At 62.5% G+C, this 22438-nt stretch carries 21 protein-coding genes; 12 read left to right on the top strand and 9 right to left on the bottom strand.

Features of this window, described 5'->3' with window-relative positions:
- Positions 1 to 173: 173 nt before the first annotated feature.
- On the top strand, positions 174 to 1115 hold the full coding sequence (locus P3T40_RS27155) for a J domain-containing protein (RefSeq protein WP_429270795.1): 942 nt from the start codon (positions 174 to 176) through the stop codon (positions 1113 to 1115).
- Positions 1116 to 1140: 25 nt separating this feature from the next.
- Here P3T40_RS27155 and P3T40_RS27150 read toward each other — a convergent pair whose 3' ends face one another.
- From P3T40_RS27150 to P3T40_RS27140, 3 genes are all read right to left on the bottom strand, one after another.
- Positions 1141 to 2214, bottom strand: coding sequence for a lipocalin-like domain-containing protein (locus tag P3T40_RS27150; RefSeq protein WP_429270794.1), 1074 nt, complete (start codon positions 2212 to 2214; stop codon positions 1141 to 1143).
- Positions 2215 to 2354: 140 nt separating this feature from the next.
- Positions 2355 to 4922 carry an FtsX-like permease family protein gene (locus P3T40_RS27145; RefSeq protein WP_429270793.1) on the bottom strand — a complete coding sequence of 856 codons (2568 nt, stop codon included), beginning with the start codon at positions 4920 to 4922 and terminating at the stop codon, positions 2355 to 2357.
- On the bottom strand, positions 4915 to 5631 hold the full coding sequence (locus P3T40_RS27140) for an ABC transporter ATP-binding protein (protein WP_429270792.1): 717 nt from the start codon (positions 5629 to 5631) through the stop codon (positions 4915 to 4917). The genes P3T40_RS27145 and P3T40_RS27140 overlap by 8 nt, the downstream gene beginning before the upstream one ends.
- 206 nt (positions 5632 to 5837) lie before the next feature.
- On the opposite strand from P3T40_RS27140, the gene P3T40_RS27135 reads away from it, so the two are divergent.
- A complete protein-coding gene (locus P3T40_RS27135; protein ID WP_429270791.1) occupies positions 5838 to 6269 on the top strand; it encodes a PRC-barrel domain-containing protein in 432 nt (143 codons plus the stop codon).
- Positions 6270 to 6313: 44 nt separating this feature from the next.
- Here P3T40_RS27135 and P3T40_RS27130 read toward each other — a convergent pair whose 3' ends face one another.
- Positions 6314 to 7603 carry an MFS transporter gene (locus P3T40_RS27130; RefSeq protein ID WP_429270790.1) on the bottom strand — a complete coding sequence of 430 codons (1290 nt, stop codon included), beginning with the start codon at positions 7601 to 7603 and terminating at the stop codon, positions 6314 to 6316.
- A gap of 164 nt (positions 7604 to 7767) precedes the next feature.
- Positions 7768 to 8694 carry a LysR family transcriptional regulator gene (locus P3T40_RS27125; protein WP_429270789.1) on the bottom strand — a complete coding sequence of 309 codons (927 nt, stop codon included), beginning with the start codon at positions 8692 to 8694 and terminating at the stop codon, positions 7768 to 7770.
- A gap of 259 nt (positions 8695 to 8953) precedes the next feature.
- Between P3T40_RS27125 and P3T40_RS27120 the strand changes: the two genes are divergently transcribed.
- From P3T40_RS27120 to P3T40_RS27105, 4 genes are all read left to right on the top strand, one after another.
- On the top strand, positions 8954 to 9118 hold the full coding sequence (locus P3T40_RS27120; RefSeq protein WP_429270788.1) for a hypothetical protein: 165 nt from the start codon (positions 8954 to 8956) through the stop codon (positions 9116 to 9118).
- Positions 9119 to 9151: 33 nt separating this feature from the next.
- Positions 9152 to 9370 carry a hypothetical protein gene (locus P3T40_RS27115; RefSeq protein ID WP_429270787.1) on the top strand — a complete coding sequence of 73 codons (219 nt, stop codon included), beginning with the start codon at positions 9152 to 9154 and terminating at the stop codon, positions 9368 to 9370.
- A 282-nt stretch (positions 9371 to 9652) separates the two neighbouring features.
- Positions 9653 to 10078: an organic hydroperoxide resistance protein gene (locus P3T40_RS27110; protein ID WP_429270786.1), complete on the top strand. Its 426-nt coding sequence runs from the start codon at positions 9653 to 9655 to the stop codon at positions 10076 to 10078.
- 166 nt (positions 10079 to 10244) lie between these two features.
- Positions 10245 to 11132 carry a LysR substrate-binding domain-containing protein gene (locus tag P3T40_RS27105; RefSeq protein ID WP_429270785.1) on the top strand — a complete coding sequence of 296 codons (888 nt, stop codon included), beginning with the start codon at positions 10245 to 10247 and terminating at the stop codon, positions 11130 to 11132.
- A 15-nt stretch (positions 11133 to 11147) separates the two neighbouring features.
- On the opposite strand, the gene P3T40_RS27100 is transcribed toward P3T40_RS27105, so the two are convergent.
- The 3 genes from P3T40_RS27100 to P3T40_RS27090 all read right to left on the bottom strand — a co-directional run bounded on the left by P3T40_RS27100 (position 11148) and on the right by P3T40_RS27090 (position 13262).
- The gene (locus P3T40_RS27100; protein ID WP_429270784.1) at positions 11148 to 11378 is read right to left on the bottom strand and encodes a tautomerase family protein; all 231 of its coding nucleotides are present in this window, start codon (positions 11376 to 11378) and stop codon (positions 11148 to 11150) included.
- Positions 11379 to 11452: 74 nt separating this feature from the next.
- A complete protein-coding gene (locus tag P3T40_RS27095) occupies positions 11453 to 12163 on the bottom strand; it encodes an SDR family NAD(P)-dependent oxidoreductase (protein ID WP_429270783.1) in 711 nt (236 codons plus the stop codon).
- Between the two features lie 154 nt (positions 12164 to 12317).
- The gene (locus P3T40_RS27090; RefSeq protein ID WP_429270782.1) at positions 12318 to 13262 is read right to left on the bottom strand and encodes a LysR family transcriptional regulator; all 945 of its coding nucleotides are present in this window, start codon (positions 13260 to 13262) and stop codon (positions 12318 to 12320) included.
- A gap of 109 nt (positions 13263 to 13371) precedes the next feature.
- Between P3T40_RS27090 and P3T40_RS27085 the strand changes: the two genes are divergently transcribed.
- The gene (locus P3T40_RS27085) at positions 13372 to 14883 is read left to right on the top strand and encodes a CoA-acylating methylmalonate-semialdehyde dehydrogenase (protein WP_429270781.1); all 1512 of its coding nucleotides are present in this window, start codon (positions 13372 to 13374) and stop codon (positions 14881 to 14883) included.
- Between the two features lie 77 nt (positions 14884 to 14960).
- Positions 14961 to 16061, top strand: coding sequence for an NAD(P)H-dependent flavin oxidoreductase (locus P3T40_RS27080; protein WP_429270780.1), 1101 nt, complete (start codon positions 14961 to 14963; stop codon positions 16059 to 16061).
- 126 nt (positions 16062 to 16187) lie between these two features.
- Here the strand turns inward: P3T40_RS27080 and P3T40_RS27075 are convergent, their stop codons facing one another.
- The gene (locus P3T40_RS27075; protein WP_429270779.1) at positions 16188 to 17114 is read right to left on the bottom strand and encodes a LysR family transcriptional regulator; all 927 of its coding nucleotides are present in this window, start codon (positions 17112 to 17114) and stop codon (positions 16188 to 16190) included.
- 136 nt (positions 17115 to 17250) lie between these two features.
- Between P3T40_RS27075 and P3T40_RS27070 the strand changes: the two genes are divergently transcribed.
- From P3T40_RS27070 to P3T40_RS27055, 4 genes are all read left to right on the top strand, one after another.
- Entirely contained in the window at positions 17251 to 18540 is a 1290-nt protein-coding gene (locus P3T40_RS27070; RefSeq protein WP_429270778.1) for an MFS transporter, read from the top strand.
- 130 nt (positions 18541 to 18670) lie between these two features.
- Positions 18671 to 20197: a M81 family metallopeptidase gene (locus P3T40_RS27065; RefSeq protein WP_429270777.1), complete on the top strand. Its 1527-nt coding sequence runs from the start codon at positions 18671 to 18673 to the stop codon at positions 20195 to 20197.
- 132 nt (positions 20198 to 20329) lie between these two features.
- Positions 20330 to 22051, top strand: coding sequence for a ubiquinone-dependent pyruvate dehydrogenase (gene poxB, locus P3T40_RS27060; protein ID WP_429270776.1), 1722 nt, complete (start codon positions 20330 to 20332; stop codon positions 22049 to 22051).
- Positions 22052 to 22146: 95 nt separating this feature from the next.
- The gene (locus P3T40_RS27055; protein WP_429270775.1) at positions 22147 to 22425 is read left to right on the top strand and encodes a YtcA family lipoprotein; all 279 of its coding nucleotides are present in this window, start codon (positions 22147 to 22149) and stop codon (positions 22423 to 22425) included.
- The last annotated feature ends 13 nt before the right edge of the window (positions 22426 to 22438 follow it).

Genomic DNA, 22438 nt, shown 5'->3' with positions numbered 1-22438 from the left:
GGCAAGCGGTAGCTGGTGAATGAATCACCACGAGAGGCGTCAGCAACCCGCATGCCCAGAGAGATGGCTGCGAGCGGGCCGCTTCCGCTTGCTTCACAATCTGCGTTGCTTAAAGATTTTTGCTTTTGAGCCGATATGCTGTCGATAAGGGGAAGAGTCTCTCTGGAAAGCCTATGCATACTCATTACGATAATCTCAAGGTCACACGCGGCGCGCCGGCGGAGGTGATTCGTGCCGCTTACAAGGCGCTGAGCCAGCGTTACCACCCCGACAAAAATCCCAGCCCGGATGCGCAGCGCATCATGCGCATCATCAACGAAGCCTATACGGTATTAGGCGACCCCGACCGGAGAATGGCCTACGACCGGGAACTCGCTGCGCGCGAGCAGCAGACGCCGAAGGTGCCGGGGCCGTCGGCCAGTGCGCCAGAGCAGAGCACCGCGGCGGCCCGTGATGGCAGCGCAGGCGTGGAACCATCGCCAGCCGCGCGGCGCCGTCAGACGGCATACGATACGGCGCCCGCCTCTCACGCCCAGACGAAAAAGCGTGGGCTCTCGGGTAAGGCCATCGTTGCATTAGCCCTCGTCATCCTGTTGTGCGCTCCGTGGGTATGGCACATTTATCAACGTGAGTTCAGCGGTCGGCTCGCGGCGAACGCAGCGCAGAATGCCGCTGCACCGATCAGTTGGACCAATCCGGTCACCCACGTGAGCGTCAAGATAGATGGTATCTGGAAGCTTTCCGTGACGGGAGCCGAAACCGGGCAACCGGTGTACACCTTCACTGAATCAAACGGCGGCGCGGCGATCGTGTTCGCACGTGAAGACCTGCCTGAGGTCGGCTTTGACAAATACATTCCGGCGTACATCCGCAACAACGCCGCTGCCATGCCGCTCGGCGCTCCCGGCATCCGCGAGACGATCGACGGTCACGAAAGCTGGTCCACCGACGGTCACCTCATCGCGGAGCCTTCCATGAAGACCCATGCGGAGTTGCGTCATATCGGCTCGTCTTTCTGGCGCCTCGTGGTTGTGCAAGCCCAGCCGTACGAGGAGTCGGACGACGCCACCCGCACGCTGAAAGCGCAGTTGTGGGCAACGCTCGCGGGTCTCTAATGCACTGCTTGCAGCTGGGAAGCGGTTATCTCGCCGCTTTCATCGTGTTCTGCAGGGTGAGCGGCGCCTGATACCCCGTCAGTTCCAGATAGCCGCGTCCGACGCCTTCACCTGCGCGCTTGACCGTCACCGCGCCTTCCCAGTAGGCCGAGCCGGTCGAATCGCGGGTGTCCATTTCCTGATCGTCAAGGAGCGGCTCAAGTTGCCACGTGAACGGGCCAGTCCTGACGGTCTCGGACACCGGATAGACGGCGTTCGTGCGCGGCGAGCGCCAGGTCCGCTGCGGGACGAAGTCAACTTCGCCCGGAGCGAAGGTCGTGACCTTGCCGCTCGCGTCGCGCAGTGCCGCGTGGGCCCAAACGGCTCCGCCATTGCGGCCGCGGACCTTGAAGGCCATTAGCGCCGAGCCGTCCGGGAGGTTCGCGCCGAGCCAGTCCCAACCCGCTGCATCAGGACTCAGGAGCGTGCTCGACCATTCGTGGTCGAGCCACGCCACGCCGCTTACCGTTGTCGGCGCGGCAGCGATGGCCGAACCGCCTGCCGAACGCGACGGCCGCGTGACGCTGCCGCTCACGCGTAGTTGCGGCTCGCTGTAGTAGTAGCTTGCCTCGCTGGAAAGCGGGCCTTTCTGCGAGTAGCCCTGCTGACCTTGAACGAGCGGCGCTTGCGTTGGCGTGAGCGAGAGGTTTAGCGCGAACTCGCCCGCCTGAGCGAGCACGGTGTAGTGACCATCGGCGGCGCGCAGCATTTGCCAGTTATCGAGCTTGACGTCGGTATTGTCTGGCTTCGCATAGGCGAGGCCGAAGCCTTGCCGCGAGACCTTCTGGTCATGCACCAGTTTGCCGAACTCCGGATCGCTGAGCGCAGCATGCGCGATGATCAGTTGCATAGGTGCGAAGGCGCTCGGGTCCGCTGCGTCATGCCCCGTGGCCGAGCGGAAGAACGTGATCTGAAAGCCCAGCGGCTTGCCGTCGGGCGTATTGAGCCAGCCCGTGGCATACCACCATTCGGTCCGAAATGCGGGGTGTGCCCCCGTATCAACCGGAAAAGCCAGCGGGTGGCCGGGCGTGACGGCGGCAAACTGAGGCGGCGCTGCCATGGCGGGAATGCCGATGCCGAGCAGGATGCAGACACAGAGAGGAGGAAGCACCCGCAAGACGGTACGGACTGCGATATTTATGGTTTCGTAGATGACCCGAAGGACGGCACACGATGATACGACAAAGCTCACCATCCGCATCACCAATCCTCGTTCACCGCGCGTACTGCATCTACCGAGACCGCGCGGCGTCCCGCCACCACGGCCGTCGCGCACGAGGCGACGAGCATCACGATGGCCACCAGACTCAACACGAGCCACGGCATGTGCAGCGACATGCTCCAGTGAAACGACTGCGGGTTGACCACAAACACCAGGATCAGGCTAATGGCGAAACCCAATACGAAGCCCATGGCAATACCGAGCGCAGTCAGCATGCCGCCCTCCTTGGCGAGGATGGCGAGTATCTGGACACGCGTGACGCCCACGTGGCGCAGCATGCCGAACTCGCGTGAGCGGGCGAGCGTCTGTGCCGAGAAGGTTGCCGCCACACCGAACAAACCGATGACAATGGCCACCGCTTCGAGCAGATAGGTAACCGCAAAGCTGCGGTCAAAAATGCTCAGTGAGCGGGCGCGAATTTCGCCGGGTTGCGAGAACTGCAGCGCGTTGCCGAAGGGCAGTGCGCGCAGCCCGGTCATCACCTGCTCGACGCTTGCACCGGGTGCGACGGTGATCGCGACATCGGTCGCGCCGGTGTCGTGAGTCAGGCGTCGATAGTCGGCGAGCCGCAGTTCGATCGCCCCCGTTTGACGCACGTAATCGCGCCATACGCCGGCTACAACAAACGAGCGGTTGTGTTCGCCGAGCGGTAGTTGGACCTGCTGTCCCAGCCGGTAGCCGTACAGGTCGACCATAGCCTCGGAGACCCACGTCGGCGTCGCGCCGTGCAACGCCGCTTCGGGCAGGACGGGGCCTGACATTTGCAGGCTGGCGCCGGGGTCGGCGGCGTCGATTTCGCGAGCCAGCAATGTGACAGCAGGACGCGCGGGATTCAACGTCACTTGCGAAGCGCGCGTGAACGCGGCGGTTTTGACGCCGCTTACCGCCGCAATTTTGGCCTGGTCGTCGAGGCTCAGCACGCCGGTGTCGCCGCTCGGTGCAACGCGCACATAAAGATTGGCGGACAGCAGATGCTCGAGCCACTCGTCGACGGAGACGCGGAAGCTGGCCACCATGATCGCCATCGCAACGATCAGGGCGAAGCTCGACAGCACGCCACTCATCGCCACCGAGGCTTGTCCCGGCGCGTTGGCAAGACGTGCGAGCGACAGCGCGCTGGTGGTCCCCGCGCCGCGTCCCACACGCGAACGGCCGATTGCAGTAAACAGCATGGCGGTGCAGCGCGGCATCAACGCAATGCCCCCCACAAGCAGAAGTGCGACGGCGATGTAGCCGAGAATCGGCGCGTCGAAAAACGGCGGCATTTGCGTCAACGCGACGGCGAGCACGAGGCAGCCAATCGCGGGCCACGGTGTCGCGAGCTTCGCCAGCGCGCCTTCTTCACTACCGGCCTTCAGCGCGACCGCTGGACGGGCACGTGCAGCCTCCAGCGCGGGCGCGAGACTGCCGAGGATCGACACGCCTATGCCTAAGACGAGAAAGATCGCGCTCGGCAGCGGTTCGAAGCCGACACGCGGACGCACGCCTGGGAAATAGCCGCCGCCCAGGTCACTGCCGAAGAAGCGCAACGCCGCACTGGCCAGCGCGTAACCGAGCGCGAGACCGGCAAGTGAACCGAGCACGCCGAGCAGCGCGCCCTCCATCAGGATCTGGCGCAGCAACTGGCCGCGCGTGAAACCGAGCACGCGCAACATGGCAAGCTGTGAGCGACGCCGCACGACGCTTAGCGCCTGAGTCGAAAACACCAGAAACGCGCCGGTAAACAGCGCCACGAGTGCGAGCACATTCATGTTGATGCGATATGCGCGGGATAGCCGGTCGGTCCGGCTTTCGACGTCATGCGGCTCGGAGACCACCAGTTGCTGGCCAAGACGCGCCTGCAGATCGCGCCGGAACCTTTCGCGATCGACGCCGCGCTCCAGTTCGAGGTCGACCCGCGAGAGCTTGCCGAGGCGCGCGAAACGCCACTGCGCGGCGGCGATATCCATCACCGCGATGCGTTGACCCGGCCGCGCCCTGACGATGCCGCCGGCCACCCGAAACGGCACGCTTGCCGTCCCGCTTAGCAATGAGATGCGCTGGCCGATCCCCGTGTTCAACCATTGCTGTGCCGCGGGAGACAGAAACACGGTGTCGTCGGCAAGCGTATCCATGGGGCTTTGCGAAGCGGGCACGCCGACGAGATCCGGCGCAATCTGGCTGGCTTTGAACACGTCGATGCCGAGCACCTTGAGCGGTGTGGTTTTTCCCGGCACGGTGGCATCCAGTTCGAGCACCGGGGTCGCGAGGGCCACGCCGGGTTCGTTGGCAAGCCGCGGATACCACGCTTCGTCGAACGTCGGCTGCGCGCCGCGCACTTGCAGGTCTGCCTGGCCCGAGAGACTTCGCGCGGCTGCGGAGAATTCGTTGAACGCCGCGCTGTTGATCAACTGCACCGCATAGCCGAGCGCCACGCCGAGCGCGATCGTCGCCACGGCCACGATGGCGCGTCCTCGCTGGCTGCGCCATTCCGCTTCGAGCAGCCAGCGCGTGAGCCGCGCACTACCTGTTTGATGTGCAGACCGTGCCGGCGCAACCTCACTCATGGGGCGAACCGATCCGCTGCACACTGCCGTGATCCGCCGGATGCAGACCGCCTTCGCTCAGGATCAGCACACGGTCTGCGACCGCCGCAGCCGCCTCGGAGTGCGTCACCATCATGGTCGCCGCGCCGTTCGCCTTGGCTTCCGAGCGAAACAGCGCCAGCACTTCGTGGGCGGTATCCGGGTCGAGATTGCCGGTGGGCTCGTCCGCCAGAATCAGCCGGGGACGGTGGACCAATGCGCGGGCAATCGCCACGCGCTGCAACTCGCCTCCGGACAATTGCCGTGGAAAGTCGTCACCGCGTCCTGCGAGGCCGACCGCTGCGAGCATGTCGAGCGCGTGCGCCGGTGGCAGATTGTTGAGCAGCAGCGGCAGCGCGACATTCTGCGCGAGCGTCAGATGCGGCAACACGTGAAACGCCTGAAAGACGAACCCGAGCTTCTGGCGGCGCAGGCGGGTGGCGGCATCGTCGTCGAGACCGGACACGAGTGTGCCGTCGATCAGGACGTCGCCGCTATCGGGGGCGTCGAGGCCCGCAATCAGATTGAGAAGCGTCGATTTGCCTACTCCCGAATCACCCATGATCGCGACGAACTCGCCCGGGTCGAGCATGAAATCGAGTTGCGCGAGGACGATGCGAGCGCTCCCGTAGGCTTTGCTCAGTTTTCGGCATTCGAGCGCCGGAGCAGGGCATTCATCGCCAACGCGCATGATTGGTGATCGATCCAGGGTGAGGTGATGAGCCGAACGGCAGCCTTTACGGCGCGGCGCAAGCGGGACAGCGAACGCCCAGAGCCCATCTTAACCGGCGCGCCGGATTCGTGTTTGCGGCACCGCGCGCCGGAGGGCGGGCATGGCACGTGCTACCCAGTTTCTACCTGGGACTCTCATCAACGGTAAGGATCATGATGCTGAAAATGAAAGCGAAGACACTCGTATGCGCCGGCGCTCTCCTGTTCGCCTGCGCATTGCCGGCCGCTCGCGCACAGCTTGCCGGCATTCAGCCGCTGGGCGGCACGGTGGAAGAAAATAACGACCTGCTGCACGGTTGGAGCGTGCGCAAGGCGCTGGTTGACGAACCGGTTTACAACGACAACAACGACAAGGTCGGCAGCATCTATGACCTGATCATTGCGCCGGATCGCAAGGCGACCTACGCGGTGGTTTCGGTAGGAGGCTTTCTGGGGATGGGCAACCACTACGTCGCGATTCCGGTTGACCACTTCGAAATCCGCAACGGCAATCTCTTTCTGGCGGGCGCCACCAAAGATGCCTTGAAACGCGTTCCGGAGTTCCAGTACAACAAGCTCGAAAAGGCGACCAAGCCAAGCAAGGTCAGTTCGCAATAGGCGCCACGTGGGGCGCCTGGGCGGGTGTTCGAGACCCGCCTCCATCAAGACTTCCGCGCCCATTGCGCGAGTCCTGCGCAGGCCACGAGCAAGGAGCCCGTGACGAAAAACACCGAGTGCAAGCCGAGCACTACACCAATCTGTCCGCCAATCAACGGACCGACGACCTGGCCGCTGAACTGAGCCGACTGCAGATAGCCGAGCATCTGACCTGTCCTGCTTTCGTCGACCGAACTTCTGGCCAGCTTGGCGATAGATGGCAGCAGGCCAGCGAGGGTCATACCCATCAGCATGCGCAAGGCAGCCAGTTGCCACCAGTGGGTGACGAAAGCCTGGGGAATCATCACGAGGCCGGTGAGCACGAGGCAGCAGATGATCACATTCCAGCTACCGATGCGGTCAGCCAGCGCACCGAGCCGTGCCGCCGTCAACATGCTGCCCAACGCGGAAAAAGCCATGACCACGCCTGCGATGCGGGCGAGATGTCCCGCAGGCACACCCAACGCACCGATATACACGGTGATGATCGGTTCGATCGACATGTTGGCGAGCAGAACCATCATCGCGGTCACCAGTAAAGCAGCCACGACCACGTAGTTCGTCCGCTTGACGGCGACTGCCGCTTCGCTGGCTGCGCGGGCGCGGTTCTTCGCGTGATCAGCGGGGTTGAAGTCCTCCTTCACGAGGAAGATCGTGAGGAGGGCTGCTACTGCGATCATTGCCCCGCCGGCGAAAAAGGTGCCGCGAATGCCGATCCATTCCGGCAGCAAGCCTCCAATCAACGGTCCCACAAGGTTGCCCGCGAGGGCTCCGGTCGAGAGTATGCCCAACGCCCAACCGGCACGATCGCGCGGTGCCTGCGAGCCGACCATGACCGTGGAGGCAGATGAGTAGCCGCCCACCAGTCCGGCAATCAGACGCAGGGCGACCAGTTCATGGACCGAATGCACGACGCCGATCAGCGACATCACTACAGCCATGCCTACTGCGGCTCGCACCAGCATCGGCTTGCGGCCGTAGCGGTCGGCGAGACGCCCCCAAAGCGGCGCCGTGACCGCCGTCCCGAGGAAGGTCGCGCCAAACGCGATGCCTGACCACTGGATGACGGACGACGTCGATTCAACGCCGAGCTGGCGTACATAGAGCGGCAGGAACGGCAACAGCATGCTCAGGCTGACGAGCGTGGTGAACGAACCGAATACGCAGACGGCGAGATTGCGTTTCCAGTGGTTCTCGTTACGTTCGGCGTAACTGAGCGATGTGGGAGATGTGGTCGATGTGGGTGATGCCGCCCGATGGACCGGACCCAACAGGGATTGAGCAGGTTGATTCATTTCGTCCTCAGCGCAGCGAATAGTTTGACCGCGCCGAAATGCGCCGCTGCGGACGCCTCGGACCCAGGTACGAGCCGCATACCTGTTTTACTGGAGCCAGTGTAGATTGAACCGGTTCGGGAGAGAATCCGCTCACACCGGAAGACATTCTTCCGCCGCGCGATTCAATCGGCGTCGTTAGCCGGTTGCAGCTGCTTGAAATGCCGACGCAGCCGCGGGGTCGCGAAGTCGACAAAAGCACGGACTTTAGGCACCGAAAGGCGCCCCTGAGGCGTGATGAGATGGACGGGGAGAGGCGCATGCTCGCTGTCGCGCAGGACGATCCTGAGCGTGCCCTGCTTGACCTCCTGAGCCACGTGATAGGAGAACATGCGCGTGACGCCGTGGCCCGCCACCGCCGAGGCGACCGCCGCCCGGATGGTGTTGACGATGAAGCGCGGCGTGAACTGCACGACGAGCGGAACCGTGGAATGTCCCACCGGCGGGAAGCTCCAGGAGTCCAGCCCAAAGTGCGTCATCGAGATGATCTGATGCTGGACGAGATCGGCCGGTTCGTCGATGCGGGGATGTTTGGCGAGGTACCGTGGCGACGCGGCGACGACCCGCCGGACTTCGCCAACGGGGATCGCGATGAGCGTCGAGTCGGGCAGATGCGCGATGCGCAGTGCGACGTCAATGCCTTCGTCGATCAGGCTCACCGGCCGGTCGAGCAACTGCAGGCGGACGGAGATCTCCGGATAGCGCTCGATGAAGTCGTCGAGGATGGCGCGCAGCACATCCTCACCGGCGGCGACCGGCGCTGTGACCGTGAGCAGGCCGCGGGGCGCCGAGCGTTCGTCGGCCACCAGCATGTCCGCTTCTTCGAGTTCAGTCAGGATGCGCCGGCAGGCAGACGCATAGCGCTCGCCAGCCTCGCTCAGCTTGATGGTCCGGGTGGTCCGGTGCAGCAGCGCCGCCCCCGTGTGCTCTTCAAGGAAGGCGATGGCCCGGCTCACCGCCGCCGGCGAGCGGCCAAGCCGGCGCGCTGCACCAGCCAGACTGCCTTCGTCGAGCGTGGCGACGAACACCTTCATCGCATCGATTCGGTCCATGTAGCTTCAGAGAGTTGGCGGCCGCAGCCCATGCCGAAGTCTACCGTTCGCATCATGTTTTTGTATCCGCCAAGGGGTCAGACACGCTGCGAACCCGCGCCTGAGCCATCAGCGCGATTGTGCTGGAATTGAAAACAGTGAATTCGCCGCTGCTCCGTTGATGTTCAGCGGGTAAACCATAGAATGGGTTGCGTGGACTCACCATTCACGCGCATCAACATTCTGACCAATTGCATGATTCTGTGACGTGGAGCATCAGATGGACATCCTCGAACTCGCTCGAAAATCCGGAATGACGGTAACTCTCGACGCCAGGATTGGCCGCCAGGAATACCGCACTGTGCATGGCTCGGTAGCAGCGCTAGAACGTTTTTCGGAACTGGTTGCTGCGACGCTGCGTGAAGAACTCGTCGAGCAGGATTAATGCGCGTTTAGCGCAAATAGAACAGGAAAGATCATGAAGATCATGAACTACGACTCATCGAACTCACGAAACCCCAGCCGCGATGGCGGCGTGCAGGACACGCACGCTGAAATTCAGCCCTCGGCCCAGGTTTCGCCTGCGGTGCATAAGGCGGAAAAGCCTGCGCGGAACTGGGCTTGGGCGCACAACACCGAATCATATGACTGGATGGACTCTCACAGTCTGTCTGGCGAGCGCGAATCGTTTCATTGAACTGCGGAGCCGCCTTGCTGCGGCTCTTGTTTTTTTGGCAGGCGGTGATCTTCCTCGTAGAACACCGCGTTTCGAATTTCTCGTCTTCCCCAATCATCAAGCGATCTTTGACGCTTCGTCGATCGCATTGGCGCCTTTCGTTTGGCCTCTTCGGGTATTTGGTGTTGAATAGCTAAAGCGGTGAATGCCGCTCTGGCAGCTCACAGACCTTGTGTGCCTGCCCCTTTGCGTATGTCAATACGCAATACGTTGCTACCTCGCCCAACACTCAAGGAGCTGGAAATGTCACTAGAACAGGTTCTCTACACCGCCCATGCAACTGCTACCGGAGGCCGTGACGGCCGTGCGGTGGTGCCGGACTCTGGACTGGATCTCAAGCTGACAACACCGAAGGAACTCGGGGGCGGCGGAGGGCAGGGCGCCAACCCGGAGCAGCTATTCGCGGCTGGATACAGCGCGTGCTTTATCGGCGCCATGAAGTTCGTTGGCGCGCGTGACAAGATTGCGGTCCCGGCGGATGCGTCGGTGGCCGGGAGCGTGGGTATCGGTCCGATTCCCAATGGCTTCGGCATTCAGGTCGAACTGAAGATCACGCTGCCAGGCATGGGACGCGAAGCCGCCCAGGCGTTGATTGAAAAGGCGCACATCGTGTGTCCGTATTCGAATGCGACGAGGAACAACATCGACGTCACCCTGACGCTGGCCTAAGCGGTCATTGCGCGTAAGGTTCTGCTGGTCGTGTTTGTTACGGGCGGCCAACAGGACCTTGATCTTCGGGCACAAGGTCAGTTTCTCGTGCCGCGATGTGAATTCATCTGGTGATTAGACTCTAGACAGCCTGCCGAGTGCAGGTCGTTTCGCAAAGGTGCAAAGCATGGACGTTGCCGACCTCAAGGTATTCGAAGCCGTTGCCCGTCATGGCAGCATGAACAAGGCGGCGACCGAGTTGCATACGGTGCAGTCAAATGTGACCGCGCGTATCCGGTCGTTAGAGCGGGAAGTGGGGATTGCGCTTTTCAACCGGAATGTGCGCGGCGTGAGTTTGACACCGGCCGGGCATCGGATGCTGCCGTACGCCGCCCGCCTCGCCAAGCTGGTCGCCGAAGCGAAGCTCGCCGCGATGGACGAAGGATCGCCGAATGGCACGCTCGCGTTGGGAACGCTCGAGACGACAGCCGCGTTGCGGTTGTCGCCTTTCCTCAGCCAATTTGCGAGACGCTACTCACAGGTTCGCCTGTCGCTGACCACGGGCACCAGTTGCAGTCTGACGGCCGACGTTGCGGAGTGCCGGCTCGACGGCGCGTTCGTCGCCGGACCCGTGGACCATCCGGATCTTTACTGCGAGACGATTTTCCACGAGGAGCTGGTTCTGGTCACGCCACGCACGATGCGTTCGATCGAGTCGCTGCGCTCGGTCAAGGAGCTGAAGACGATCGTGTACCGGCTGGGATGCTCATACCGCGTGCGGCTCGAGTCGCTGCTGTCCGACATGGGGATCGTCACTGCCACGCCCCTCGAATTTGGCTCGCTGGACGCGATCGTCGCCTGCGTGGCGGCAGGCATCGGCATCACGCTGCTGCCACGCGGCGTGGTGTCGAGTGCAGCGGAGCAGGACCTCGTCACGATACACACAATCGCGCCCGATAAGGCGCATGTCGAGACGCTGTTCATTCGTCGGCAGGACGCCTATGTGTCGAGCGCCATGCAGGCTTTCGTCGAGGTTGCCCGCTCCGGAAACGGGGCGTTGATGGCCGCCGCCTGATCGTCGCGGACCCGCCTATTTCGAATTGAGCTGCCGGCGATATTCGTCAACCGGCAGTCCGCCCCAGCCCCAGTTCTCCTTGTCGACTTCCTCGATAACCACAAAGGTGGCTTCGAGCGGCTTGTTCAGCACGTCGAGCAGCAGGTGGCTTACGCCCTTGATCAGTTGGGCCTTTTCTTCCGACGTGACCGAGTCGGCGCCCGGTTGGGTCCCCTCGCGGGTAACCTGAATCGTAACGATAGGCATCGTGCTCTCCTTGAGGGTGTTGATGATCGGGGCGCCTGCTGGCGGCGCCCCGTACTGACCAGCGCTTGCTTAGCTTAGTGACCGGCGCTCTGGCCGCCATCGACGTGCAGGATCTCGCCCGTGACGAACGGCGCGGAATCCAGATACAGAATGGCGTTCACGATGTCGTGCATTTCGCCCATATGGCCCATGGGGTGAAGCGCACCGAGGGCCGCATGCGTTTCTTCTGCGTGCATCGGCGACTTGATGATGCCGGGAGCGACGGCGTTAGCGCGAATCCCGCGCTTCGCGTATTCGATCGCGAGCGAGCGCGTCGCTGCGTTCAGGCCGCCCTTGGTCAGCGAAGCGAGTACCGAAGGTACGCCTTCGATCGCAGAGTCGGCAAGCGTGGTGGTCACCGTGACCACGTGGCCGCTCGAATTCTTCTCCATTTCCGTGATGGCCAGTTGCGTGATGTAGAAGAAGCCGTTCAGGTTGACACCGGTGATCGTGGCGTAATCCTCGGACGTGTACGAGGGGAACGGCTTGGCGATGAAGACGCCTGCGTTGTTGACCAGCGTGTCGATACGGCCGAAGCGTGCAACGCCCTCGCTGATCACGCGGCGAGCGGTCGCCGGATCGGCGATGTCGCCTGCAATGGCCAGAACGTTCGGATCTTCCGACGGCTTGATGCTGCGTGCAGTGGCCACCACGCTGTAACCGCGCTGGCGGAACGCCTTGACGACTTCAGCGCCAATGCCTTGTGATGCACCGGTAACGACGACGACTTTGTTGGACGTGCTCATGCTAGACCTCAGAATAGGTTGATTCGGCTCTTTCACCGCTCGGGCCGCTGTGGCTCCGATGGGTGCCTAATCTAGGCGCATTGGCGTCAAGTTCGAATACCCGGCGCGGACAAACACTTGTAACGCGGGGGAACAAGTCAGGCGCGGCGGGGGCTCATTCCAGCGGGAATCCACCGGCAAAGCTGTCGCGCAGATAGCTGACAAACAGGCTTACGGCACGCGGCACGTGCGACGCGTAGGGCCGCAGCACGTAAAGCTGCTCGGCGAACGCCCCCGTGACGCGCCATTCCGGCAACACTTCGACCAGCTTTCCGGCCCGCACGGCAGCCTGCGCCGTGAAATCCGGCAACAGCGCGATGCCCAGGTCATCCAGCGCTGCATCGCGTAGCGTTTCGCTGTTGTTGGCACAGAACGGACCGTTGACCGGCAAAGTGACCGGAGCGCCGGCTGCCTTGCGTGCCGTTTTGCGTTCAAACGACCACATCCCGCCGCCTGTCTGGCGCGGATAAAACAGGCAGTCATGGGCGGCAAGATCTTCGGGCGTGGCGGGCGTGCCGCGCTTGCGCAGATAGGCGCGTGTTGCCGCGATCACGGAGTGCGTCGAGCAGAGTTTCCATGCAACGTGCGTGTCGGGCGCTTCTGCGCTATGGCGAATCGCCAGATCGAAGCCCTCCGTGGCGAGCGAGGCGAGCCTGTCGGATACCTCGAGTTGGACCCTGACCTCCGGATTGGCCCGTAAAAATGCGGGGAGTTCGGGCACCAGCCGTTGCCGTGCAAATGCAACGGGTGCCGTGACGCGGATCAGGCCGCGCGCGACGCCGGCCAGCTCACGAACGCTGGAAAAGCTGCTGGCGATCTGTTCGTAGTGGCTTCGCGTGTCCTCGGCAAGCCGCTGACCGGCTTCCGTCAAGCGCACGCTGCGCGTGGTGCGCTGCACCAACGAGATGCCCGCGGCGCGCTCCAGCTCGGAAATACGCTGGCTCATTGCGGCCTTGCTGACACCCAGCCGCGAAGCCGCCGCGGTATAGCTGCCTTGCTCTGCGAGAACGGCGAGCCAGTGCAGATGGACCCACAGGCCCTCAATTTTTTCGTTATCCATACATTAATTGTTCGCGATAGGAAACAATGAATTCAATGATAGCGCCTTTGCAGATGGGTCAGCGGGTTCTAGACTCAGGTCATCGCCCATCAACCACCAGGAAGCCACAATGCAAGCCTTCAACGACAACGCAGACGTCGGACATTTCATTCACGGCCAGCGCGTCACGGGCACCGGCACTCGCACTCAGCCCATCTTCAATCCGGCTACCGGCGCGCGACCGCGCACGCTGCTTTTGGGCGATACGGCGGACGTGGAAGCTGCAGTGGCGAGCGCGAAGGCGGCATTCCCGAAGTGGAGCGATACGCCGCCGATCCGCCGCGCGCGGGTCATGCTGCGTTTCCTCGAATTGATGAACAAACACCGCGACGAGCTCGCAGCCATCATCACGGCCGAACACGGCAAGGTGTTTTCGGATGCGCAAGGGGAAGTGTCGCGCGGTATCGACGTCATCGAGTTTGCCTGCGGCATCCCGCAACTGCTGAAGGGCGACTACACCGAGCAGGTTTCGACGGGTATCGACAACTGGACCACGCGCCAGGCGCTGGGCGTCGTCGCCGGCATCACGCCGTTCAACTTCCCTTGCATGGTGCCGTGCTGGATGTTTCCGGTGGCCATTGCAGCGGGCAACGCGTTCATTCTGAAGCCGAGCGAGCGTGATCCGTCGGCATCGCTGTTCATGGCCGATCTGTTGAAGCAAGCCGGGTTGCCCGACGGCATTTTCAATGTGGTGCAGGGCGACAAGGTCGTGGTTGACGCCTTGCTGGCGCATCCGGACGTGAAGGCTGTGAGCTTCGTCGGTTCGACGCCGATCGCCAACTATATCTACGAGACCGGCGCGAAGAACGGCAAGCGCGTGCAGGCGCTGGGCGGGGCGAAGAATCATATGGTCGTGATGCCGGACGCCGACCTCGATCAGGCTGTCGACGCCCTGGTCGGCGCGGGCTACGGTTCGGCCGGCGAGCGCTGCATGGCGATCTCGGTGGCCGTGCTGGTGGGCGATGTCGCGGACAAGATCATCCCGAAGCTGGCCGAGCGTGCCCGCAAGCTGGTGGTGAAGAACGGTATGGAGCCCGATGCCGAGATGGGCCCGATCGTGACGCGCCAGGCGCTGGAACGCATTGAAGGGTACATTGCACGTGGCGTCGAGGAAGGGGCCTCGCTGGTGGTCGACGGCCGTGGTTTGAAGGTGCCCGGCCATGAAGACGGCTTCTTCACCGGCGGTACGCTGTTCGACAACGTCACGCCGGAGATGAGCATCTACAAGGACGAGATTTTCGGCCCGGTGCTTTCCTGCGTGCGCGTCAAGGATTTCACGGAAGCGGTTGACCTGATCAACGCCAACGAGTTCGGCAACGGCGTGGCGTGCTATACGCGCGATGGTCACGTGGCCCGCGAATTCGGCCGCCGCATCGAAGTCGGCATGGTCGGCATCAATGTGCCGATTCCGGTGCCGATGGCGTGGCACGGCTTCGGTGGCTGGAAGCGCAGCCTGTTCGGCGACACGCACGCGTATGGCGAGGAAGGCGTACGCTTCTACACGAAGCAGAAATCCATCATGCAGCGCTGGCCCGAAAGCACCGAAAAGGGCGCGGAGTTTGCCATGCCGACGGCGAAGTAAGCTGAAGCTGCGGCGGCGCTGCGGTCGCCGTGCCTTGTGCATGGCGATCGGACACCCCTATTTGCAAAGGAAGCAACATGACCCATCAGACTGACAATCGCGCACTGCTGCGCGTGCTGGGCATCGAAAAACCGATCATTCAGGCGCCTATGGCCGGGGTTTCCACACCGGCACTGGCGGCCGCCGTATCGAATGCCGGCGGCCTCGGTTCGCTGGGTGTGGGCGCAATGAACGCAGCGGGCGCACGCAAAGTAATCGAGCAGACCCGCGCGCTGACTTCCAAGCCGTTTAACATCAACGTGTTCACTCATAGCCCTGCGACGGCCGATCCAGATGTCGAGCGTCAGTGGTTGAACTGGCTCGCGCCGACGTTCGAACAATACGGCGCGACGCCGCCCGCATCGCTGTCCGAGATCTACACGAGCTTTGCGGTAGACACGGCCATGCTCGAGGTTTTCCTCGAAGAGAAACCGGCCGTGGTGAGTTTTCACTTTGGCTTGCCGCCAGCCGACGTCATCGCCAAACTCAAAAACGCGGGAATCAAGCTGTTCGCTGCGGCGACCAATCTGCAGGAAGCGGCGCAGGCTGCGGCAGCGGGTGTCGATGCAATCGTCGCGCAAGGTATCGAGGCCGGTGGACATCGGGGCGTTTTCGATCCCGATGCGGCGGACGACCGGCTCGGCACGTTTGCCCTGACGCGTCTACTAGTCAAGGAATTCGATCTGCCGGTGATCGCCGCAGGCGGCATCATGGATGGCGCCGGGATTGCCGCTGTTCTGGCGTTGGGCGCTCAGGCGGCGCAACTCGGCACGGCCTTTGTTGCCTGCCCGGAAACATCGATCGACGATGGTTACCGCCGGGCAATACTCAGCGATGCGGCACGTCGCACCACGTTCACAGCGGCGATTTCCGGGCGCGTGGCGCGAAGCATGGTGAACAGGTTCACGGAACTCGGCAACGAACCGGGCGCACCGAAGTCACCGGCATATCCGATCGCCTATGACGCCGGAAAGGCGCTTCACGCTGCAGCCAAAGCCAAGGGAGAGTTCGGCTACGGCGCGCAATGGGCCGGGCAGGCCGCCGCGCTCGCGAGGTCGTTGCCCGCAGCCGAACTGTTCGCGCAGCTGGAGCGCGAATTGCAGGAAAGCATCGCGCAGTTGTCGCAGTGGGCGAAGTGATACGCGACTAGCGCGTGCTGCAGCAAGCTCGTGTAAGCGGCCGGTACCACGGCCGCTCACAAATCGCACGCATCGCATGCATCGCACGCGCCAATTCAAGGCGTGGGTCTGGGGCAGGGCGCCTGTTCAAGGCGCTTCGGTTTGCGCCGCGAACATCGACATTCGACGCAGCATCCATTCAAGCAGTTCGTGCGCGGCGGCGACGAGCGGACGCCCCGATTTGACCAGCAGCCTCGCCTTGGTACCCTGAAACAGCGGGTGGTCGATCGGCACGATGACCAGCTCCCCTGAGGCAAGCTCTCGATAAGCCGCGAATTCTCCGATCAGCGTCACGAAATTCTCGCTCGCCACGAAGCGCTTGAGCGCAGTCAACGAGTTGGTAGTGAGTGTCGGCCGAATCTCGATGTTCTCCGCAAACTCCAGCATCTGCGCAGCCTGGCCGATACCGAACGTGGCGGGCATCACTGCGAGCGGATAAGCGAGAAAGTCCTCTACGCTCACCGGTCCTCCTTTCATTGCCAAAGGATGTTCCGGGCGAACCAGTAACACGATAGGCTGCGACGAAATCGCGCGATATTCGATGCGCGGATGCGGCGGCGGGTTGTAGGCGAGGCCGATGTGCGCCCGACTTTCAGCCACCTCGTTTAGCACGTCGTCGACGGGGAGAATCTCGACCCCGACATCGAGCTTGGGGTACTGCGCACAGAACGGCGTCAGCACCTCCGTGACGAGCATGTCGACAAAGCCCTCGCTCACCGCCAGTTGCACGTGCCCTTGTTGCAACCCCTTCAGCGCGTGCAGCTGGTCCTCGAGTTTTTCCTGCTGCGAGCGGTATCCCCGCCAAAACTCAAGCAGATGGGCCGCAGCTTCGGTCGGCTTGACGCCGCGGGCCTGCCGCTCGAACAGCTGCGTATCCAGCTCCTCCTCCAGCAAGCGGATTTGCCGGGTAATAACGGACGGCGACGTATTGAGGCTGTCCGCGGCCCCGCGGATTGTGCCGTGGGCCAGCACCTCATGAAAGTACCGCAGGCGCTGCTGATTGATTTCCCGCATGACGACCACCCTGGAAAGGTTCTGTTGCTCACAGAACAACGATATGTGAACTTAGTTGCTCTTGCTAGGTGGGTTTTGCCTGGACAACATGGTGAAACGCAACCGGCGGACAGCGACCGGACACCAGGAGACGAGCATGGCAGCCATACAGACCCTCAGCGCGACGGACGACGGCGTCTCGGCGCTCTATAGCAGGCTCAATTGGCGACTCCTGCCATTCCTGCTCGCCTGCTACATGTTTGCTTATATGGACCGGGTCAACGTCGGCTTTGCCAAGCTTCAGATGCAAAGCGACCTGGGGTTCTCCGACGCCGCCTATGGCGTCGGCGCGGGGATTTTCTTTCTGGGCTACGTGCTGTTCGAACTACCGAGTAACCTCTTGTTGCCTCGCGTCGGCGCGCGCAAGACTTTCAGCCGCATTCTGGTCCTGTGGGGCATCACCTCGGCCTGCATGCTGTTCGTGCGGAATGTGCCGATGTTCTACGGAATGCGCTTCCTGCTAGGCGTGTTTGAGGCCGGGTTTGCACCCGGCATGATCTACTACCTCTCGTGCTGGTACGGCCCGACGCGCATGGCCCGTGCCATTGCGATCGTGTTCATCGCCGGTCCGGTGGGCGGCATTGTGGGTGGACCGCTCTCAGGATGGCTGATGTCGACGCTCTCGGGAGTCGCGGGATTATCCGGCTGGCAATGGATGTTTCTTGTCGAAGGCTTGCCGTGCATCGTTCTTGGCATTCTCACGCTGTTCGTGCTGTCGAACCGGCCCGCCGACGCGGATTGGTTGAGTGCGGAAGAAAAGCGCCTGCTCGAGCGCGAAACCGGTAGTGCGGCGGCGCGCGACCATTCGTTCAAAGCCGTGGCGCGTAACCCGCGCGTCTACGTGCTGGCGCTGGCGTACTTCTGCATCATTTTCCCGATCTATGCCATTAGTTTCTGGCTCCCGACACTCCTGAAATGCCAAGGTGTGACCGATACCGTCAAACTCGGCTGGTACGCGGCTATCCCGTACGTCGCAGCCGCGTTTGGCATGTACTTCGCGGGGCGCCGCTCGGACCGTGTCGGCGAACGGCGCTATCACTGCGCGGTGCCGGCCTTTATCGGCGCGATCCTGCTCGTTGCGTCCATCTTCGCGGACGGCCATTTCGGCGCAACGCTCGTCCTGCTGACGCTCGCCACGGCCATGATGTGGATGGCTTATACGGTGTTCTGGGCTATTCCGTCGGAGTACATCAAGGGTCCTGCGGCGGCGGGCGGCATTGCGCTGATCAATACCATCGGGCTGTCCGGCGGATTCTGGGGGCCGGCTGTGATCGGCTGGACCAAAACGGCGACCGGCAACGTGCACCTTGGCATCTTCTTCATGGCCTGCATGCCTGTGCTCGCGTCGATTCTGATTCTCATCAACCGGCCGCCTGAACAAAGCTAGACCTTCGCGCCGACCACCGTCGGAGCGGGTGAGGGTGCGGGCGCAACGAGTCTCAACTGTTTTGTATGGTTTGGAATCCGAACCAATAAAGATTCAACCTTGATCTATTGAATAGAAGGACACTCTTCAAATGAAAATCCTGATTGCCGGTTTCCAGCACGAAACCAATACGTTTGCACCCACGAAGGCTTCTTATTCGAGCTTTGTGCAGGGCGAAGGCTTCCCACCGCTGACGCGCGGTCTCGACGTCATGAATTTGCGCGACGTGAACGTGCCGATTGGCGGCTTTATCAAAGACGCCGAACCGGCGGGTCACGAACTGATTCCGGTAATCTGGGCTGGCGCGAGTGCATCGGCGCATGTCACTCAGGATGCGTATGAGCGCATTGCCGGCGAGATCGTCGACGCCGTCCAGGCGGGCGGTTTTGACGCCATCTATCTCGACCTGCACGGTGCAATGGTCGCGGAGCACGTCGATGACGGCGAGGGCGAACTGCTGGAACGGGTCCGCGCAATCGTGGGCAACACCATGCGAGTGGTCGTCTCTCTGGACCTGCACGCCAACGTGACGCAGCGCATGCTGAAGTATGCGGACGCGCTGGTCGCCTATAGAACGTATCCGCACGTCGACATGGCCGAGACAGGTTCGCGGGCGTTTCAGATACTCCAAACGCTGATAGCGGATCAGCGTCCGCTGCAACGTGTGGCGCGTCGTATTCCGTTCCTGATTCCGGTGAACGGCATGTGCACACTGGTTGAACCGGCTCGTGGCGTGTACGACCAGCTTGCGTCGTTCGAGCAAGGTCCGAATGTGTCGCTTTCTTTCGCTCCTGGCTTTCCGGCCGCCGATTTTCCGGAATGCGGACCGGTGATCTGGGGCTACGGCTTCGATGAGGAAGCATTGACGGCGGCAGTCGACGCCCTGTTCACGAAGATGGTGGCCGACGAGGCACAGTGGGAAGTGCCGTTCCTGACGCCCGACGAGGCTGTCACCCGGGCGGTTGAACTGGGTCGTGGTGCGGAGAAACCCGTCATCATCGCCGATACGCAGGACAACCCCGGGGTTGGCGGCGACTCGAACACAATGGGAATGGTGCGGGCCTTGTTGCGTCATGGCGCGAGCGACGCAGCAGTCGGTCTGATATGGGACGCCGAGGCGGCGGCGAAGGCTCATCAGGCGGGCGTGGGCGCGGTCATCGAACTCGCGCTCGCGGGCGGCTCGGGTGTGCCTGGCGACGAACCGCTGGTAGGCCGATTCGAAGTGGAGCATGTGTCGGACGGCCGTTTCCGCCTCGACGGTCCCATGATGAACGGCATGTGCGGCGAGCTGGGCCCCGTGGCTTGCTTGCGCATTGGCGGCGTGAGGATTGCCGTAAGCAGCATCAAGTTGCAGATGTTCGACCGCAATCTGTACCGCGTCGCCGGTATCGAACCGGAGCAGATGAAGATCCTGGTCAATAAAAGCTCCGTGCACTTCCGTGCCGATTTTCAGGCGATGTCTGAAGCCATCCTGGTGGCGAAATCACCGGGGCCGATGGCCGCGGATCCAGCGGACCTCCCCTGGAAGCATCTCGATCCTCAGATTCGCCTGCGACCGACTGGCGGGACGTTGGGTGAACGTAATGCAAGGCAGGAGGGCCACTCCATACCGTGCTAAATCGCTAGCAGGCCGTGCGATTTGAACAGCGGTGGTGGGCGGGGCGCGGCACTATGGCCTCATCCACGGCACGTCGGCCTGAGCTTCCAGTACAGCGTCGTGCCCTCGCGTTCATCTATCGGGAGGTGCTGCATGACTACCGCAGCTGACTATCTGGTTGCCACGCTAGAGCATGCTGGCGTCAAGCGTATCTATGGCGTGGTCGGCGATTCGCTGAATGGTATCTCCGATTCGCTGCGCCGTTCCGGCGAGATAGCCTGGATTCACGTTCGGCACGAGGAGGGCGCGGCGTTCGCCGCCGGTGCCGAGGCGCACTTGACCGGCCAGCTCGCGGTTTGCGCGGGCAGCTGCGGGCCTGGCAATCTGCACCTGATCAACGGGCTATTCGATTGTCAGCGCAGCGGCGTGCCGGTGCTGGCCATCGCCGCGCATATTCCCAGCAGTGAAATCGGTATCGACTATTTCCAGGCAACGCATCCTGAAAGCCTGTTCAAGGAATGCAGCCACTACGTCGAGCTGGTGTCGAATGCGGCGCAACTGCCGCAGATCCTGACCCGCGCGATGCGCGTCGCAGTGGCGCGCCGCGGCGTGGCGGTCGTGGTGGTTCCTGGCGACGTCGCCTTGTCGCCGTCGATTGCCGAAGTGGCGCCCTGGGTCGTGCCCAAAGCGCCGCCCGTGCTGCGTCCAAACGACCAGGACATCGCCTGTCTCGCGGATCTGCTGAACGGTGCATCGAACGTCACGCTGATGTGCGGCGCCGGCTGCGCCGGTGCGCATGATGAGGTCGTGGAGCTGGCCAGGCGGCTCAAGGCGCCGATCGTGCATTCGCTGCGCGGCAAGGAGTACATCGAGCACGACAATCCGTACGATGTCGGCATGACCGGCATGGTCGGTTTTGCTTCGGGTTACGCGGCGATGAAGGCGTGCGACATGCTGCTACTGCTCGGCACGGATTTCCCGTACCGGCAGTTCTACCCGGACAACGCCAGGATCGCGCAGATCGATGTGCGCCCCGAAGCGCTAGGTAACCGGTGCTCGCTCGATCTCGGTCTGCTCGGCACCGTGAAAGACACGCTGGCCGCGTTGCTGCCGGTTCTGAAGGAAAAGACCGATTCGTCGCATCTGAACAGCGCGCTCGAGCACTACGCCAGCGCACGCAAGGATCTGGACGCGCTGGCCGAAAGCAATCCGTCTAGCACGACGATTCATCCGCAGTATGTGACGAAGCTGGTCAGCCAGCTCGCGGCGGACGACGCGATTTTCACCTGCGATGTCGGCACGCCGATCGCCTGGACCGCGCGCTATCTGAAGCTGAACGGCAAGCGCAGGCTGATCGGCTCGTTCAACCATGGCTCGATGGCGAACGCCATGCTGCATGCGATCGGCGCACAGGCGGCCTTCCCGGGGCGCCAGGTCGTGTCGATGTCCGGTGACGGCGGCTTTGCCATGATGATGGGCGAGTTCCTCACGCTGGTTCAGGCCGGGTTGCCCGTGAAAGTCGTTATCCTGAACAACGGCACGCTTGGCTTCGTCGAAATCGAAATGCGCGCGTCGGGTTTCCTCGACACCGGCACCAATCTGATCAACCCCAACTTCGCGAACATGGCGGAGGCGATCGGCATCAAGGGTATTCGCGTCGAGAAGCCACAGGACCTCGAAGCAGGCCTCGCTGCCGCGTTCGCGCACGATGGACCGGCGCTCGTCGATGTCGTCAGCGCCCGGGACGAGCTGATCATGCCGCCGAAGACGACCATCGACGAAGCCTGGCATTTCGGGCTATTCATGATGAAGTCGGTGCTGGACGGCCGCGGCAAGTCACTGATCGATCTGGCGAAAGTGAATCTGACGCGCTGATGCACGCTAGACATTCAGTTTCACGCATGCGTTCCCCTATCGAGCCGCAAACGCTCAGAAAAACGTTCGCCGCCGGCACAGGGAAAGATACGGCCATGAGGACGGGTCCAGCGCGCCGGTGCGAAGCGGCCCTAAGTCTGTTGATGTGCGTGCTGCTGACAGCGTGCAGCGGCTCGCCGTCGCTGGGCGTGCTGGGCGCGTACTTTCCCGACTGGCTGTTCTGCGTCGTGGGCGGCGTGATATTGACGGCCATAGTGCACGTGTTCTCGTACCGCCATGGCTACGGTGGCTGGCTTACGCCGCCAGCCATCGTCTATCCCGCGCTGACTGTGCTCTTTTCAATCGTGCTCTGGGCCGTTGGCTTCAATTTGTGACACATAGTGTGAA

It is taken from the genome of Paraburkholderia sp. EB58 (assembly GCF_050436665.1).
GTDB lineage: Bacteria > Pseudomonadota > Gammaproteobacteria > Burkholderiales > Burkholderiaceae > Paraburkholderia.
Note: the sequence above shows the minus strand (reverse complement) of the source record. Positions and strands in the feature narration are given on the sequence as shown.

Bases quoted from the DNA above. Each gene is read 5' to 3' on its own strand.
- P3T40_RS27065 (WP_429270777.1), top strand. From the start codon at position 18,671: ATGAAAATCCTGATTGCCGGTTTCCAGCACGAAACCAATACGTTTGCA.
- P3T40_RS27055 (WP_429270775.1), top strand. From the start codon at position 22,147: ATGAGGACGGGTCCAGCGCGCCGGTGCGAAGCGGCCCTAAGTCTGTTG.
- P3T40_RS27085 (WP_429270781.1), top strand. From the start codon at position 13,372: ATGCAAGCCTTCAACGACAACGCAGACGTCGGACATTTCATTCACGGC.
- P3T40_RS27125 (WP_429270789.1), bottom strand. From the start codon at position 8,694: ATGGACCGAATCGATGCGATGAAGGTGTTCGTCGCCACGCTCGACGAA.
- poxB (WP_429270776.1), top strand. From the start codon at position 20,330: ATGACTACCGCAGCTGACTATCTGGTTGCCACGCTAGAGCATGCTGGC.
- P3T40_RS27090 (WP_429270782.1), bottom strand. From the start codon at position 13,262: ATGGATAACGAAAAAATTGAGGGCCTGTGGGTCCATCTGCACTGGCTC.
- P3T40_RS27135 (WP_429270791.1), top strand. From the start codon at position 5,838: ATGAAAGCGAAGACACTCGTATGCGCCGGCGCTCTCCTGTTCGCCTGC.
- P3T40_RS27115 (WP_429270787.1), top strand. From the start codon at position 9,152: ATGAAGATCATGAACTACGACTCATCGAACTCACGAAACCCCAGCCGC.
- P3T40_RS27080 (WP_429270780.1), top strand. From the start codon at position 14,961: ATGACCCATCAGACTGACAATCGCGCACTGCTGCGCGTGCTGGGCATC.
- P3T40_RS27145 (WP_429270793.1), bottom strand. From the start codon at position 4,922: ATGAGTGAGGTTGCGCCGGCACGGTCTGCACATCAAACAGGTAGTGCG.
- P3T40_RS27095 (WP_429270783.1), bottom strand. From the start codon at position 12,163: ATGAGCACGTCCAACAAAGTCGTCGTCGTTACCGGTGCATCACAAGGC.
- P3T40_RS27075 (WP_429270779.1), bottom strand. From the start codon at position 17,114: ATGCGGGAAATCAATCAGCAGCGCCTGCGGTACTTTCATGAGGTGCTG.
- P3T40_RS27105 (WP_429270785.1), top strand. From the start codon at position 10,245: ATGGACGTTGCCGACCTCAAGGTATTCGAAGCCGTTGCCCGTCATGGC.
- P3T40_RS27070 (WP_429270778.1), top strand. From the start codon at position 17,251: ATGGCAGCCATACAGACCCTCAGCGCGACGGACGACGGCGTCTCGGCG.
- P3T40_RS27155 (WP_429270795.1), top strand. From the start codon at position 174: ATGCATACTCATTACGATAATCTCAAGGTCACACGCGGCGCGCCGGCG.
- P3T40_RS27140 (WP_429270792.1), bottom strand. From the start codon at position 5,631: ATGCGCGTTGGCGATGAATGCCCTGCTCCGGCGCTCGAATGCCGAAAA.
- P3T40_RS27130 (WP_429270790.1), bottom strand. From the start codon at position 7,603: ATGAATCAACCTGCTCAATCCCTGTTGGGTCCGGTCCATCGGGCGGCA.
- P3T40_RS27110 (WP_429270786.1), top strand. From the start codon at position 9,653: ATGTCACTAGAACAGGTTCTCTACACCGCCCATGCAACTGCTACCGGA.
- P3T40_RS27100 (WP_429270784.1), bottom strand. From the start codon at position 11,378: ATGCCTATCGTTACGATTCAGGTTACCCGCGAGGGGACCCAACCGGGC.
- P3T40_RS27150 (WP_429270794.1), bottom strand. From the start codon at position 2,214: ATGGCAGCGCCGCCTCAGTTTGCCGCCGTCACGCCCGGCCACCCGCTG.
- P3T40_RS27120 (WP_429270788.1), top strand. From the start codon at position 8,954: ATGGACATCCTCGAACTCGCTCGAAAATCCGGAATGACGGTAACTCTC.